This is a genomic window from Emticicia sp. SJ17W-69 (assembly GCF_051209875.1).
Lineage (GTDB): Bacteria > Bacteroidota > Bacteroidia > Cytophagales > Spirosomataceae > Emticicia.
The window spans coordinates 3850250-3864996 of sequence record NZ_JBNTQY010000001.1; the positions used below are offsets into that span (position 1 = coordinate 3850250).

At 34.1% G+C, this 14747-nt stretch carries 16 protein-coding genes; 6 read left to right on the plus strand and 10 right to left on the minus strand.

Annotated features, from left to right (window positions below; translation table 11 throughout):
• Window positions 1-93: 93 nt before the first annotated feature.
• Window positions 94-612, plus strand: a complete 519-nt coding sequence (locus ACQUQZ_RS15540) for a DinB family protein (RefSeq protein ID WP_435355939.1) — start codon at window positions 94-96, stop codon at window positions 610-612.
• A gap of 201 nt (window positions 613-813) precedes the next feature.
• On the opposite strand, the gene ACQUQZ_RS15545 is transcribed toward ACQUQZ_RS15540, so the two are convergent.
• The 5 genes from ACQUQZ_RS15545 to ACQUQZ_RS15565 all read right to left on the minus strand — a co-directional run bounded on the left by ACQUQZ_RS15545 (window position 814) and on the right by ACQUQZ_RS15565 (window position 4497).
• The gene (locus tag ACQUQZ_RS15545; protein WP_435355940.1) at window positions 814-2514 is read right to left on the minus strand and encodes a VRR-NUC domain-containing protein; all 1701 of its coding nucleotides are present in this window, start codon (window positions 2512-2514) and stop codon (window positions 814-816) included.
• 82 nt (window positions 2515-2596) lie between these two features.
• On the minus strand, window positions 2597-2737 hold the full coding sequence (locus tag ACQUQZ_RS15550; protein ID WP_435355941.1) for a hypothetical protein: 141 nt from the start codon (window positions 2735-2737) through the stop codon (window positions 2597-2599).
• Window positions 2738-2741: 4 nt separating this feature from the next.
• The gene (locus tag ACQUQZ_RS15555; RefSeq protein ID WP_435355942.1) at window positions 2742-3194 is read right to left on the minus strand and encodes a DUF6934 family protein; all 453 of its coding nucleotides are present in this window, start codon (window positions 3192-3194) and stop codon (window positions 2742-2744) included.
• Window positions 3195-3256: 62 nt separating this feature from the next.
• Window positions 3257-4021, minus strand: a complete 765-nt coding sequence (locus ACQUQZ_RS15560) for an MBL fold metallo-hydrolase (protein WP_435355943.1) — start codon at window positions 4019-4021, stop codon at window positions 3257-3259.
• A 98-nt stretch (window positions 4022-4119) separates the two neighbouring features.
• Window positions 4120-4497: a response regulator gene (locus ACQUQZ_RS15565; RefSeq protein ID WP_435355944.1), complete on the minus strand. Its 378-nt coding sequence runs from the start codon at window positions 4495-4497 to the stop codon at window positions 4120-4122.
• Between the two features lie 203 nt (window positions 4498-4700).
• On the opposite strand from ACQUQZ_RS15565, the gene ACQUQZ_RS15570 reads away from it, so the two are divergent.
• Entirely contained in the window at window positions 4701-5462 is a 762-nt protein-coding gene (locus ACQUQZ_RS15570; protein ID WP_435355945.1) for a UDP-2,3-diacylglucosamine diphosphatase, read from the plus strand.
• Between the two features lie 53 nt (window positions 5463-5515).
• Here the strand turns inward: ACQUQZ_RS15570 and ACQUQZ_RS15575 are convergent, their stop codons facing one another.
• Window positions 5516-6295 carry a tyrosine-protein phosphatase gene (locus tag ACQUQZ_RS15575; protein ID WP_435355946.1) on the minus strand — a complete coding sequence of 260 codons (780 nt, stop codon included), beginning with the start codon at window positions 6293-6295 and terminating at the stop codon, window positions 5516-5518.
• A gap of 215 nt (window positions 6296-6510) precedes the next feature.
• Window positions 6511-7047: a dTDP-4-dehydrorhamnose 3,5-epimerase gene (rfbC, locus tag ACQUQZ_RS15580; protein ID WP_435355947.1), complete on the minus strand. Its 537-nt coding sequence runs from the start codon at window positions 7045-7047 to the stop codon at window positions 6511-6513.
• A 179-nt stretch (window positions 7048-7226) separates the two neighbouring features.
• Here rfbC and pyrF point away from each other — a divergent pair, with 179 nt between their 5' ends.
• Both pyrF and ACQUQZ_RS15590 read left to right on the plus strand, forming a co-directional pair.
• Window positions 7227-8078, plus strand: a complete 852-nt coding sequence (gene pyrF, locus ACQUQZ_RS15585) for an orotidine-5'-phosphate decarboxylase (protein ID WP_435355948.1) — start codon at window positions 7227-7229, stop codon at window positions 8076-8078.
• Between the two features lie 39 nt (window positions 8079-8117).
• Complete coding sequence (locus ACQUQZ_RS15590) at window positions 8118-9389, plus strand: DUF2851 family protein (protein ID WP_435355949.1); 1272 nt, start codon at window positions 8118-8120, stop codon at window positions 9387-9389.
• A 123-nt stretch (window positions 9390-9512) separates the two neighbouring features.
• Here the strand turns inward: ACQUQZ_RS15590 and ACQUQZ_RS15595 are convergent, their stop codons facing one another.
• Entirely contained in the window at window positions 9513-9719 is a 207-nt protein-coding gene (locus tag ACQUQZ_RS15595; RefSeq protein WP_435355950.1) for a hypothetical protein, read from the minus strand.
• Window positions 9720-9760: 41 nt separating this feature from the next.
• Entirely contained in the window at window positions 9761-11233 is a 1473-nt protein-coding gene (locus ACQUQZ_RS15600; RefSeq protein WP_435355951.1) for a CCA tRNA nucleotidyltransferase, read from the minus strand.
• Window positions 11234-11437: 204 nt separating this feature from the next.
• Between ACQUQZ_RS15600 and ACQUQZ_RS15605 the strand changes: the two genes are divergently transcribed.
• Window positions 11438-12718: an NAD(P)/FAD-dependent oxidoreductase gene (locus tag ACQUQZ_RS15605; RefSeq protein WP_435355952.1), complete on the plus strand. Its 1281-nt coding sequence runs from the start codon at window positions 11438-11440 to the stop codon at window positions 12716-12718.
• A gap of 62 nt (window positions 12719-12780) precedes the next feature.
• On the opposite strand, the gene ACQUQZ_RS15610 is transcribed toward ACQUQZ_RS15605, so the two are convergent.
• Window positions 12781-13635 (minus strand): AraC family transcriptional regulator, encoded by an 855-nt coding sequence (locus tag ACQUQZ_RS15610; protein ID WP_435355953.1) that lies wholly within the window; start codon window positions 13633-13635, stop codon window positions 12781-12783.
• Window positions 13636-13840: 205 nt separating this feature from the next.
• On the opposite strand from ACQUQZ_RS15610, the gene ACQUQZ_RS15615 reads away from it, so the two are divergent.
• A complete protein-coding gene (locus tag ACQUQZ_RS15615) occupies window positions 13841-14746 on the plus strand; it encodes a dihydrodipicolinate synthase family protein (RefSeq protein ID WP_435355954.1) in 906 nt (301 codons plus the stop codon).
• Window position 14747: the final 1 nt, after the last annotated feature.

Genomic DNA, 14747 nt, shown 5'->3' on the forward strand with positions numbered 1-14747 from the left:
TTATGAGATTTGTGTATAAAAAATTGCTTTAAAATGTCATTTGTTTTACTAATTAAGGTTCAATAAAAACCCTATTTTTGCATAAAAAAAAATATGAGAAAATCTGACATCAATCCAATGCCTGAGTATTTTGATAGATATATCAATCTTACTGATGATATTGAACTCAGCGAAGCACTAAAAATTAGTGTTGAAGAATTAAAAAATTTGCCTATAGAACGCTGGAAAGCAATTGGTGATAAAGTTTATGCTGAAGGTAAATGGACAATCAAGGATATTGTGCAACACATCATTGATACCGAACGCATTTTCACTTATCGTGCATTGTGTTTTGCTCGTGGAGAAAAAGCTCAATTACCATCTTTCGACGAAGAAAGTTATGCCAAAAATGGCAGTACCAAACACCGAACGCTGGAGGATTTAATCGAAGAATTACTACTCGTACGAACCTCATTTATTAAGCTTTATGAGTCATTCACTCCCGAAGTTTTGCTCCGAACTGGACTTGGATTTAAAGGTCTGTATTCAGTCTTAGCGATTGGATTTATCACTATTGGGCATCAGCGTTGGCATTTTAAAATCATTGAGGAGCGATATTTATCTTTGTCTTAGAGGCTTTTGTTGTTGAAAATCAACAATATAACTTACCTATTTTCATACAGATTCAACAAAGGTAAATCGCTTAATGCTTGAAAATCGGGCGGTTCAGAAAGTGAGCAGAGTAGGGTAAAATCTTGATTTTAGATATTCCAAACCTCATAAATGAACGTTTATGGGGTTTGAGTTTTATTGAAAAAAACTAACTAATATTTATCAATCCTCAATTTCTAAATTATCATTTTCTCTCCAATAAACTCTTAAAACTTTTGCTTTTACACCAATTTCTTCAAAATATTGCAGCCACGATAATTGCTGATTAGATAAATTATCGGTTGGAGATTTTACCTCTACAAAACAATATTCGTCCGCAATATCATCCCACATAAAAAGGTCAGGAAAACCACGAAGATTTTCGACCAAATTTTTGGACATTTCATGCAAGATTTTTTTCATCGCTTCAAATTCTACCACCTCAACTGCTTTTCTGACAATCATCCAAATCTCTTCCAACCAAACCACAAAGGGATTAGCAATACCAAACTTAGATTCATAACGCTCACCCATGTAAGTAAGCAAATCTTGCACATCAGCAAAACTTTCTAAATGACTGATTATCATATCTTTACGCTTTTCGTAGAAATCAGGCAAATACAGATCGGAAGGGCGGCGTTGGAATGGATGATGAAAAGCAACCAAACTTGGGTCAAAAACAATATCCCAAAAAACTAGACCAAAAAAAGCCCGCCACAAATGATTTTCGGCAAAAACAGCCAGTTTCCCTTCATTATGGTAATAATCAACTACGCCCATTTCTACTTGATGCCTAAAATCAATCGAAATCGTAATTGACTCCGCTTGATGTAGCCACGAAGTTGTACTTTTCTTTGTTCGTTTCTTAGTATTGAGTTTATTCAGAAAGTCAATTGCATAAAATTTTTCATCAGCATTTTTTGGAAATTCAATCATTTGTTGACAAAGTGAAAACGCTTCATCAATATGATTCAATTTTTGTAAAGTTCGCACCTGACGTTCACGTGAAGGCACTTGCTCTGTTAGACGGTAAATCGTCAAGGCTTCATCTAATTGCTTGTTTTTTTCAAGAAATGTAGCAATTTTTATAATTAATCGCTCATAAGATGGCTTGGCTACTTCACTTAGTTCACCAACCGTATCAGCAAAATTCATAAACCAGTCATAAATTTCTACTGGCGGAGCTGTATCTTTTAGTTGATTAAAAAGGTCATTTTGGTCAGTTATCAACCATTTATCTTCGGCATCTTTACGGGTATTAAACCGAGCCACAAGTTTGTCATCATCATAATTTTCAAATTGTACTAATCCCATATCTCGCATCACAAATTCTGTCATGTCAAGATAGCGATTACCAAAAAATAAAAACTTCATAAAAGTCGCCTCATACTCAAAGCAAACCTTTATAATTGGCTCAAAAGCATTAAGTTTTTTGGTGATTTCTTCCAAAGAAAAATCTTGCAAAATTACTTCTACAAGTTCGTCTTTTTTGAGTTTTCTGTATTGTGCAGTTTTCTCCTTAGACAATTCGGAGAATTGTGCTACAATCTCTTTTGTGTTTAGCACATTTAGCATTTCTTTACTAAATGTTTGGTGTTTTTCCGGGTTGAGGCTTTCAATAAACTCTCTTTCGAGTAATTCATTGAGCAAGGCAGGAATATCTTTTAACTCACTGTAAGACAGCTTATTAACTCTAAAAAAAAGTCCACGACGATTAGAAAAACGAATAAAAAGACACTGAGCATCTTCACTCAAACAATAGTATTTTCTCAAGAAACGCCATTCGTTTTCATTCAAGATATGCCGGTATTTTTCCTGAACAAAATCCAGTACATAATTGAAGTATTCGAGGTAATATTTTGGAGGAAGTTCGTTTTGTGCCACTTTATTTGAGTCTATAGTTGGCAGTTTTGGGTTAGCAAGTAATAATAAAGATAACTTACAAATGGTTATTTTGAAGAAAACACTAAAATTGTATAGGTTTTTTTAGGCTATTCAGTAATGCAGTAGCTTTTTCTATTTTTTTTTGAATAAATGGGTCGCTTGGGTTACTTTTTAATTTAGGATTAATTGTAACTTTTGGAGTTAATACTTTTGCAGTTTTCATATTTTTATTTCCTTTCTAAGCTAAGATTTATTAAAAAGCCTTCATAATTTATTCCCTTAACAAATTCTTCGATTTCTCCGTTCCTGATTCCTCTAATTTGTAACACTCCACCCATTTCGTCTATATTTCTTGCAATAACAATTTGATACAACCTTGTTCTACTTTCTGTACTTCCTAAAAATAATATTGTATTTTTAGGACGAGATTCAAAAAACTTAAATATTGTTTGAATCACAGTAGCAAGAACTCTTTCCATATCCTTATTATCACTCACAACTAAATCATCAATATTGCCATCTTCTTTCAAATCGTCAAAACCTAAATTATAGATATTAGGATTTTGAGGTAATGGTGTATATTCAACTACTTTCCGTATTTGTTTCTGAGAGCTTATACTATCAAATTCAAATCTCAGGGCATCTGGTGAACTTTCAAAATTATAACTATGTATTTTCATAACACAAATCTATGAAAAATATTTAGCCATGGATAAATATTTTCTTGGCGAATATTAATCATTTACAACCTAATCTTTAAACCATCATAAGCCAAGCGAATATTTGGTGGTAGGTCTTTTTCCACATCGCTATGAAGTCCCATTTTATGGCTGATGTGCGTCAAGTAAGTCATTTCGGCATTGACTTTTTGAGCCACTTCGATGGCTTCATCAAGCGTAAAATGTGAAATGTGTTTTTGCCTTTGTAAAGCTCCTAAAACCAAAACTTTCGTGCCATAAACCTTTTCTAATTCTTGTTCAGCGACAAAATTCACATCAGTGATATAAGTAAAATCTTGGACTCTGAACCCTAAAACGGGAAGTCGATGATGAAGTACTTCGATAGGTGTAAACAATACATCTTTAATCGTAAATGGCTGATTACTAATCTCATGCAGATTCAACAATGGAACACCAGGATATTTTTGCTCTTCAAAAGCATAAGCAAACTCACGTTTTAGCTGATTCAAAACCCTTGGGTTTCCATAAAGGTCTAAATGTTGAATCCCATGCAGATAATTATATGGCCGAATATCGTCGAGACCCGCAGTATGGTCTTTGTGTTCGTGGGTGTAGATTATTCCATCAATATTTGGAATACGTTCTCGCAGAGCTTGTTGCCTAAAATCGGGGCCAGTATCAATGATAAAACTCTTATTTTCAATTTCAATCCAAACAGATACTCGTAGGCGTTTATCTCTATAATCTAAGGAATTACAAATTTCACATCCACATGTCAGTACGGGTATTCCGCCCGAAGTACCAGTTCCGAGAAAAGTTACTTGCATTTTAATTGAGTGATTGAGTGATTGGGCGATTTAGTGATTTTTTTGAATAAATTTTCCTTAATCACTCATTCACAAATCACTCAATCACACATTAATTGCTATTCAGTTAGTCCTTTTACGACATTTACTAACTTATCAAAATTCAGTGGTTTCATCAAAGCATCATTAAAACCTGCTTCTTTGAAATCGGTTTCTGAGTAGTTTTTGGCATTCCCCGTAATCGCTACCACAGGCAGTGTTGCTTTTTTCTTGTCTTTTAGCTCACGAATCGCCTTCACACATTCCATTCCGTCCATGATTGGCATATTGATGTCAAGCAACAAAATGTCGAAATCTTCTTTATCGAGCAATTGCATGACTTGCTCGCCATTTTTGACGGCAGTAATTTCAAAATTTTGGAATTCTAAAATCTTTTTGGCTAAGTTCTGAATCACAGAGCTATCTTCGGCAATTAATACTCGTTTCATTGAAGGCATATTGTTTAAAAAAATTTATCTTAGATATTTCGACGTAAAGATAAGGAAAGAAGGTTTTTATCAAAACCAAAATTTTGCATAATTTTAAAAGTATGTTTTGCAAATAACAAAATTTACACGAATATTAAATAAAATTTGTGATAATTCTTAAAATTGGTGTCATTTGTATTCTGTTTTTTACTTCATAAGTCTTTTAGTTTTTAATGAATCGTCAAATTCCCGCTGGAAAAAAAATATATTTTGCTTCTGACTTCCATTTGGGAGGTCCCGACCACGAAAAAAGTTTGATACGTGAACGAAAAATAATAACTTGGCTTGAAAGTATCCGACATGATGCCGAGATAATTTTTTTGGTGGGTGATTTATTTGATTTTTGGTTTGAATACCGTCGTGTTGTTCCAAAAGGTTTTGTTCGTTTTTTTGGAAAATTAGCCGAATTATCAGATTCAGGTATTGAGATTATCGTTTTTATGGGAAATAGAGATATGTGGATGACCGATTATTTTGAAAAGGAATTAAATATCAAAACTATTCGTCGTCCAAAAACTTTTACCTTCAACGACAAAACCTTCTACATTGGTCACGGTGATGGTCTCGGAGCGGATGATTTTGGTTATAAAATGTTAAAGATTGTGTTTGAAGGTAAAATTCCAAGATTTTTGTTTGGCAGGATTTTGCATCCAAATTTGGGAATGCTTCTTGGAAGAATTTGGACAAAACATAGTTGGCGAAAAAAACGTACAAAAGAACTCTATTTAGGCGATGAAAAAGAGCATTTAGTAATGTATTCCAAAGATATAGAAGCTTCAAAACACCATGATTTCTATGTATTTGGACATAGGCATAATGTAGTTGATATGAATCTCACAGCAACAGCTCGTTATATCAACTTAGGTGATTGGATATGGCATTATAGTTATGCCATATTTGATGGTAAAAATATGGCTATAAAAGCATTTCAATAAAGTTGATGTTTTATTGAATAATTGTTTATCATAAAATTTGTATTTAGGGAATCCTAAATACTTATCAATTCCTTCTTTTTTGTTTCAAGTAAGGAGTTATTGCGTAAGTTTTGTTTAAGAACAGCTTCATAAAAAGGCAAATTCATAGCCGCCTTCACATTTTTCAATTGTGCTTCATTATGGCAATTTGTTCCCAAAAAAGACACTAATTTTTGGTTTATTAGTAGTTCAGCAAATTCTTGCGATTGTTTTGAATTACTACCTGTAAGCGAACCAATATTGATTTGAAAAAGAAGTCCATTAAATGACAAACGATTTAAAACTTCTATATCATTTAGATTGGTATATCGCTCAGGATGAGCAAGCACAGGAGTATAACCTGCTTTTTTGATTTTTAATGTCGATTCGAGTATATAAGATGGACGAGTGACAAAAGAAGTTTCAAATAGTAGATATTTTTTTTCACCTCCAAAAGTCAAAACATCATTTCGATCAATCAATCTGAATAACTCATCATCCAAATAGTATTCGGCTGCTGCTTCAATTTCTATATCAATATTCTTCCTTCGCAAAACACTTTTTAAGATGTAAAGTGCTTGTAAAATATCTTCAGAAGCATTATTATAATACCCATTCATCACATGAGGGGTAGCAATAATCTTACGATAGCCTAAGGCAGACAAAGATTTTATCATCTCAATGCTTTGTTCAATATTAGCCGCTCCATCATCTAATTGAGGAAGTATATGTGCATGCACATCAACAGCAATCGAATATTTAGAGGAAGCAAGCTGCTCTCCCAAATCACGCTTTTTGAACAATGCATCAAACATTGTATTAAATAGTTTTTGTGGCATAAATGGATTCAATCAAAACCTACTGAATTTCAGTTTTTTTATATTTTTTTTCGAACCAAGACCGTGCCAACTGTAACCGTTTATCATAGAAAAATAGTAAACGGTAGCAAATACTTAATAATATTTTTTTTTGGGAAATTTATCCTACATTAGAAAAATTTGGTACAATTTATGACAAAACAAAACACTAGTTATTTGCCAAATAATTGTTGGAATGTAGGTAATTCTATATCCTTTTGCGAAACATTTGGGTTTGTTACTCCCCAGTCAATCGCTAAGTCTGGGTCATTCCAAATAATACCACCTTCTGATACTTTATTATATACATTTGTACATTTATATGTAAAAATACTGTCTTCAATAGCGGCAAATCCATGGGCAAACCCTTCAGGAATATATAACATGTTTTGTAAAGAAGCATCCAATATAAATTTTTGATGTTTACCAAAAGTAGGTGAATTTGGTCTCAAATCAACCGCGACATCTACAACTTTGCCCATGACAACTCTTACCAATTTACCCTGAGCAAAGGGTTGATTTTGAAAGTGTAATCCTCGTAAAACACCTGCTGAAGAAAAAGACTGATTATCTTGAACAAATTCAAATGGGATACCATTTTGGGTAAAAACATCTCTTTGATAAGACTCAAAAAAGAGTCCTCTTTCATCTTTAAAAATTCTTGGATAAATTTCAATCAATCCTTCGATACTCGTTTGTTTAAAAATCATTTTTATTGTTTATTAATAGCTGAGGTTAGTATTTATTTACTTCTATTAGTGAAGGCTACAAGTATAATATAATTAATTACTAAGTGACAAAAGTAGCATATACGAAATAATTTACCACAATTTATCTGATTAAATCGTATAAATTCTGGAAATTTGCCTTTGTAATAAAAATATGACTCATGACAAAACAACAGCTTTTCGAGCAAATTACTCAGAAAAAATCTTATTTGTGTGTAGGTTTGGATACCGACATTAAGAAAATCCCGTCGCATTTATTAATAGAAAAAGACCCAATATTTGAGTTTAATCGCCAAATTATTGATGCCACTTTTGAATTTTCAGTCGCATACAAACCCAATATTGCTTTTTATGAAGCATTAGGGGCAAGAGGTTGGGAAAGTTTGCAAAAAACTATCGAATATATTCCTAAAGAATGTTTCACGATTGCTGATGCCAAACGTGGTGATATTGGCAATACATCTGGACTTTATGCCCGCACTTTTTTCGATAAATCTTCATCTGGACTTGATTTTGATTCAGTGACAGTAGCTCCTTATATGGGTCGAGATTCAGTTGAGCCTTTTCTTGACTTTGAAGGAAAATGGGTCATTCTATTGGCCCTTACTTCCAATGTTGGCAGTGATGATTTTCAACAGTTGGCTGTCAATAATTATAAAACAGACTCTCAATCTCAAATAATAAGTCTTTATGAACAGGTGATTTTGACTTCGCAAAAATGGGCTGATAGCGAGCGAATGATGTACGTTGTAGGTGCAACGAAAGCTGATAAATTATTAAAAATCAGAGAATTAGCTCCTGACAATTTCTTATTAGTTCCAGGTGTTGGAGCTCAGGGAGGAAGTTTAGAGGAAGTTTCAAAATACGGTATGAACAAACAATGTGGTTTGTTAGTAAATTCTTCGAGAGCAATTATTTATGCTTCATCCAACGAAGATTTTGCTCAAAAAGCTAAACAAGAAGCTCAAAAAGTACAGCAAGAAATGGAGCAGTATCTGCAACAATATTTATAATTGTAAGAATTTATTCTTTTCAATAATCCACACAAAAAAATGAGCGAAGCATTTCTATATTATTTATGGCAATTCCAGCAATTTGATAAATTAAACTTAAAAACCATCACTGGTGAAAATATTATTGTTTTGAAAACAGGCATTTTGAATACGGATGCAGGTCCCGACTTCACGAATGCTCGTCTCCAAATCAATGAAATAGAATGGGTTGGAAATGTTGAAATTCACATAAAATCTTCAGATTGGAAATTACATAAACACCAACAAAATGAAGCATATAATAATGTAATTTTGCATGTAGTTTGGGAGAATGATCAATCTATAATCAGACAAGATGGGAGCTTAATTCCAACTCTTGAATTGAAATCTATTACTGATATTTTTTTATTTGAAAAATACAAATATCTAGTTGATAATCAATTGATTATACCATGCAAAGAACATTTCTCAAATGTTTCTGATTTATCAAAATTTGCTGTTTTAGATAAAGTATTAGCCAAGCGTTTACAGCAAAAAGCACAAATTGTTGAAGAAATTTTTGAACAAAACAATGGTGATTGGGAAGAAACTGCCTATCAATTTTTGGCAAAAAACTTTGGATTTAAACTCAATTCTGATACATTTTTAAGGCTCTCACAAAATCTCCCTTTAAAGATTTTGCAAAAACATAGGGATAATCTTTTTCAAATAGAAACCATGCTTTTTGGTCAAGCTGGTTTACTTGAAATGGCGGATGAATATTCCGAAAAAATGATAAAAGAATATGATTTTTTAGCTACAAAATTCTCGCTAAAAGAAAATCGTTTAAAACCACAAGAATGGAAGTTTTTACGTACTCGTCCAGCCAATTTTCCGACGATTCGCCTATCACAATTTGCTCAATTAATTACTCAACAACAAAGTTTTTTTTCACTGTTTACTCAAACAGAAACAATTGAAAATTTGCGAAATGTTCTTAAAATTGAGCAATCATCTTATTGGCAAACACATTATCATTTTGGTAAGTTGGCCAGTAAACCATCACAAGGTTTGGGCGTCGATTCTATCAATAATATTTTAATCAATACGGTCATACCTTTATTAGCTTTTTACTCACAAAAAACTAATAATCACCACTTTATGGATAGGTGTGTGCAATTTTTGGAAGCATTACCTGCCGAAAAAAATCATATTACAGATACTTGGGAAACTTTAGGATTAGTTATAAAAACAGCATTTGATTCACAAGCAAGCATTGAATTGTTTAACAATTTTTGTACACAAAAAAAATGTTTGCAGTGTAGTGTAGGAATTGAAATTTTGAAGAAATAATTTTTGCAGCGTAGAGACGCAATGCTTTGTGTTTGTTTGCGACGATTATAATTACATAAAGAATTAAATTTCGATGTAGAGACGCCATGCATGGCGTCTCTACGAATGTAAAAATACCAAAACCTATGTACGATTTACCATAGAAATCCCTGATACTAATAAAATTAGCCCTAATACCGCAGGGGCAATTTTCCTTGCACCTTTTACTGCCAAACCCATCACAGTATCATTGGCCGACATAAATGCTACACAAGCGAATAAAAGCAATAATAAACCAATCCCAGCTAAAATGCCACCGAGCATTCTTTTAAATTTTGTTCCGTCATTCATATAATTACATCTTTTTTAGTTTAGGTGTTGTATTGAAAAAGTCAAATTGATTGATTCATCAATGACTCAATTTCTTTCTTACTTTTAACAGGTTTTAGATTCAATTTTTCACCCTCTTTTAGTACATATTCAAAAGACGGCTCAAATTCATTTGGAATAATGCCCTCTAAAACTGCTTCTCGTAAAGCTAATTTTATTGTTCCAACTTCTTTAGAAGGCTTCAAATCAAATACTTCCATGATTAACTCACCTGTGATTATTGGCTGAAAATTACGAAGTTTATCTTTTTCTTCCAACTCCACAAGCATTTCTTCTACTTTATCAAAGTTTGCGAGATACTTTCGTACCCTATTTGGGTCTTTAGAAGTAATATCGGCTCGACAAAGAATCATCAAATATTCTAAATCTTCACCTGCTTCAAACAACAATCTTCTCAGAGCAGAATCAGTGATGCTTTCTTTTGCCAAAGCAATCGGACGAAGATGTAAACGAACTAATTTCTTCACCATTCTCATTTTTCCATCTAAAGGTAGTTTTAGCTTTCGGAAAATGATAGGTGTCATTTTTCCACCTAATTCTTCGTGTCCATGAAAAGACCAACCTACTTTTGGATGGAATCGTTTAGTGGCAGGTTTGGCAATATCATGCAAGATAGCTGCCCACCTTAGCCATAAATCACCTGATTTTACAGCCACATTATCAAGCACTTGCAGGGTGTGATAAAAGTTATCCTTATGGCCTTTTCCATCCATTGTTTCTACTCCTTGTAGTTCACAAAATTCAGGAAAAATGAGTTGTAAAAGCCCCGTATAATAAAGTAATTTAAATCCATAAGAAGGAACTTTAGATAGCACGATTTTATTCAATTCATCTGTAATGCGTTCCTGTGAAACAATACTGATGCGGTCTTTCATTGCTGAAATGGCATCAAAAGTTTTTCCATCAATATCAAATCCTAATTGAGATGCAAATCGGATAGCACGCATCATGCGGAGAGGATCATCAGAGAAAGTAATCTCTGGTTCGAGGGGTGTGCGAATGAGCTTTCTTTTAATGTCAGCGACGCCACCAAAAGGGTCGATTAATTCACCAAAATTATTTTTATTAAGCGAAATACCAAGAGCATTGATGGTAAAATCACGGCGATTTTGGTCGTCTTCAAGTGTGCCATCCTCAACCAATGGTTTGCGGGAATCATGCCTATAAGATTCACGTCTTGCTCCAACAAACTCAATCTCTATATCTCCTGATTTGATTTGGGCGGTACCAAAATTTTTGAAAAAACTGACATAGACATGCTCACGCCCCTCAAAAGTCTCAAGATTTTTAGCAACTTTTTCAGCCAACATAATACCACTTCCAACACAAACAACATCAATATCTTTGTTTGGACGGCTTAATATAAGGTCACGAACATAGCCTCCAATCACATAAGCATCAACATTTATTTCGGCTGCCGAGCGTGCAATCAGTTCAAAAATGGGTTCGTTTTGTAAATTTTCTTTGAAATTCAAAATTCGTCAATGGTCAATAACTGAGGAGGGGGTTTGAACCCTTGCCTCAGTTCAATTTATTTTAAAATACAAAGGTACAAAGGATTGAAGACCTAAACAATTTCAGTAAGAATATTGCGGAAAACCAAGCAAAAAGGCTTACTTTTGAACAGATTTGTCAACTTTTAAAAAGTAGTCAAATCTAACATAATTAATAATTGAAATATGACTCCAAATATTCCTGAAACTAACCAAACTCGCATCGTGATTGTAGGTGCAGGTTTTGGTGGTTTAGCTCTTGCACAAAAACTCGCCAAACGTGATTTACAGATTGTGTTGATTGATAAAAATAATTACCACCAATTTCAACCGCTTTTTTATCAAGTTGCAATGGCTGGACTCGAACCAAGTTCCATTTCGTTTCCACTTCGCAAAATTTTTCAAAATAAACCTAATGTGCATATTCGTATTACGAAAGTGCTAAAAGTGAATACCGACCAGCAAACTTTAGAAACGGAGTTGGGCGAACTCAGCTATGATTATTTGGTGATGGCAATGGGGGCTGACACCAATTTCTTTGGAATGCAGAATATTATTGAAAATGCAATGCCAATGAAGTCTGTTTCGGAAGCTATTTATCTGAGAAACAAGGTTTTACAAAATTTAGAAGATGCACTCACAGCCACCGATGCAGATACTCGTGAAGGTTTGATGAATATGGTTGTGGTCGGAACAGGTCCAACTGGTGTTGAAGTTTCAGGAACTTTGGCCGAAATGAAACGCCTCATTTTGCCTAAAGATTATCCAGAATTGGATTTCAATCTGATGAAAATCTATTTATTTGGTTCATCTCCTGAAGTTTTGGAAGTAATGTCTGACGAAGCATCGGCTAAAAGTAAAGAGTATCTCGAACGCTTGGGTGTAATCGTTCGTAATGGTGTACGAATCACAGATTTTGATGGAAAATATGCTTACACGCAATCGGGCGAAAAAATCAGGACAAATAATGTCGTTTGGGCAGCAGGAATCAAAGGTAATTCAATTGAGGGTTTTCCAAAAGAGGTATATGGTGGTGGTAATCGACTGAAAGTCAATGCTTTTAATCAAGTAGAAGATTTACCAAATGTATTTGCAGTGGGTGATATTGCTTTGATGAGTGGCGACCCGAAGTTCCCGAATGGACACCCACAAGTGGCACAACCTGCGATTCAACAAGGCGAATTATTGGCTAAAAACCTTTTGAAAATTCTGAGAAAAGAAGAGCCTATTGGCTTTGAATACAAAGATTTAGGTTCGATGGCAACAGTTGGAAGGCATTTGGCCGTAGTTGACCTACCTTTTTGGAAATTTCAAGGGGCTTTTGCATGGTATGTATGGATGTTTGTGCATTTAATGGCGATTTTAGGCGTTAAAAACAAAGTAATGGTATTTATCAACTGGCTTTGGAATTATGTTACTTATGACCAATCGTTGAGATTGATTATTAAGCCGAAAGTGAAGCAGTAATATTTTCGATAACAAAACCTGCGAGGTCTTTTTTAGACCTTACAGGTTTTCGCTGCGTAGAATTAAAATTGCCTCAAATAGGCACTCGGCGACATTTTCATTCGTCGCTTAAATTGTCGGTTGAAGTTAGAAACATTATTAAAACCACTTGAAAAACAGATTTCCAGTACGCTTTTTTCATTGTTTTGTAGCATTCGGCAAGCGTGACCAATTCGGATATCATTCAAAAAATCAGAAAAAGTTTTACGCGTACGAACTTTAAAAAATCTACAAAAAGCATTAGGTGTCAGGTTGGCAATTTCGGCCACTTCTTCTAATGAAATTTCTCGCTCAAAATTTTTCATCAAAAACTCAAATGTTGCATTAATCCGTTGATTATCAACTTCTTTCTGTGGAGATTGATAAGTAATGCTTGATAAAAATTCTTTATTAGGCGAAATATCTATTTCATTTAAAATCTGCAAAAAAGTTAACAACTTTTCAAAACCTTGCTTGTTTGCTATTGATTTTATTAAAACTGTCAAGGCATTTGGTTCATTATTTCTTATACGAATCCCTCTTGATGCTTCGGATAATAGTGTTTTTAAATGCAAAGTTTCGGGAATATCAAAGAAATTTTCACCCAATAAATCACCACGAAAATAGACAGAAATGGAATACGCTCGTTGATTTTCGGAATAATACTCCGAATCATTTCTAAAAACATGCGGTAAGTTACTTCCCAAGAAATAAACATCAAAAGGCTGAAAACGCTCAACATTATCACCCACAAACTGCGTCCCTGTACTCTCCAAAACAAGCGTTATTTGCCATTCGGGATGAAAATGCAGTGTATCATAAAAATATGGCAAATCATCAACCTGCACTCTGAATGACTCTGTTTCAGTTTTTGGTATTCGAAATAATAGGGGTTTCAAAGCTAATTTTAAATGATTGAATAAAAAACACAAATTAAATACTAATTTACCTCAATATTAAAGTACAATTTTATTTTTTGAATAATTTAGTACAACTATTAGCGAAATTAGGATAAGTTTTTGATTTTTCTGACTATTACTTTTGCACTACATTCAAAAACGGGCGGCGTTCCGCTTGTATCATTCACTCATTCAAAATTAGCAAATGAAACCAACATGGACTGGCGTTTATCCTGCCGTAACAACTCCTTTTTTCCAAGACGAAAGCCTTGATTTAGACATGTTCAATTTCAACATCGAAAAACAAATCGAAGCTGGAGTACATGGTATCATTATTTGTGGTTCATTAGGCGAAAATGGAACGCTTACAAATGACGAAAAACTAACACTTCTTGATTCAGCTAAAAAAACAATCGCTGGGCGTGTGCCATTAGTGATTTGTATAGCAGAATGTATCACTCGTGAGGCTGTGGCTCTCGCTAAAACTTATGAACAAGCGGGTGCTGATGGTTTTATGCTATTACCACCGATGCGTTATTCAGCTGATGAACGTGAGATTCTTCATTATTTACACCGTGTCGCTGATTCTACTGATTTACCAGTTTTGGCTTATAACAATCCTTTGGCTTATAAAAACTTTATTTCGATTCCAATGTTCCATGATTTGGCAGCGAATCCTCATTTTGAGGCTATGAAGGAATCTACTGGAGATGTGCGATACATGACTGATATTATCAATGAGTTTGGCGGACGTTTTAAAATCATGTCAGGTGTTGATGATTTAGCTTATGAAAGCCTCGTGATGGGTGCTGATGGCTGGGTAGCAGGTTTGGTTGATGCTTTTCCTCGTGAAACGGTTGTAATTTATGAATTAGTAAAACAAGGTCGCTACGAAGAAGCTCGTGCTATTTATCGTTGGCACTTCCCGTTGATGCACTTAGATGTTTCGACTAAATTTATACAAAATATCAAACTTGCACAAGTAGCAACTGGACTTGGCACTGAATGGGTACGTGAACCAAGATTACCTTTGGCTGGTGAAGAAAGAGAGCGAATTTTGAAAATAATCAATGATTCTTTGGCAACAAGACCTTTTTTACCGCAGATTTAAT

Excerpts from the sequence above, each read along its gene's own strand:
- ACQUQZ_RS15540 (WP_435355939.1), top strand. The coding sequence starts at position 94 with ATGAGAAAATCTGACATCAATCCAATGCCTGAGTATTTTGATAGATAT.
- ACQUQZ_RS15550 (WP_435355941.1), bottom strand. The coding sequence starts at position 2,737 with ATGAAAACTGCAAAAGTATTAACTCCAAAAGTTACAATTAATCCTAAA.
- ACQUQZ_RS15555 (WP_435355942.1), bottom strand. The coding sequence starts at position 3,194 with ATGAAAATACATAGTTATAATTTTGAAAGTTCACCAGATGCCCTGAGA.
- ACQUQZ_RS15560 (WP_435355943.1), bottom strand. The coding sequence starts at position 4,021 with ATGCAAGTAACTTTTCTCGGAACTGGTACTTCGGGCGGAATACCCGTA.
- ACQUQZ_RS15565 (WP_435355944.1), bottom strand. The coding sequence starts at position 4,497 with ATGCCTTCAATGAAACGAGTATTAATTGCCGAAGATAGCTCTGTGATT.
- ACQUQZ_RS15570 (WP_435355945.1), top strand. The coding sequence starts at position 4,701 with ATGAATCGTCAAATTCCCGCTGGAAAAAAAATATATTTTGCTTCTGAC.
- ACQUQZ_RS15575 (WP_435355946.1), bottom strand. The coding sequence starts at position 6,295 with ATGTTTGATGCATTGTTCAAAAAGCGTGATTTGGGAGAGCAGCTTGCT.
- rfbC (WP_435355947.1), bottom strand. The coding sequence starts at position 7,047 with ATGATTTTTAAACAAACGAGTATCGAAGGATTGATTGAAATTTATCCA.
- pyrF (WP_435355948.1), top strand. The coding sequence starts at position 7,227 with ATGACAAAACAACAGCTTTTCGAGCAAATTACTCAGAAAAAATCTTAT.
- ACQUQZ_RS15590 (WP_435355949.1), top strand. The coding sequence starts at position 8,118 with ATGAGCGAAGCATTTCTATATTATTTATGGCAATTCCAGCAATTTGAT.
- ACQUQZ_RS15595 (WP_435355950.1), bottom strand. The coding sequence starts at position 9,719 with ATGAATGACGGAACAAAATTTAAAAGAATGCTCGGTGGCATTTTAGCT.
- ACQUQZ_RS15605 (WP_435355952.1), top strand. The coding sequence starts at position 11,438 with ATGACTCCAAATATTCCTGAAACTAACCAAACTCGCATCGTGATTGTA.
- ACQUQZ_RS15615 (WP_435355954.1), top strand. The coding sequence starts at position 13,841 with ATGAAACCAACATGGACTGGCGTTTATCCTGCCGTAACAACTCCTTTT.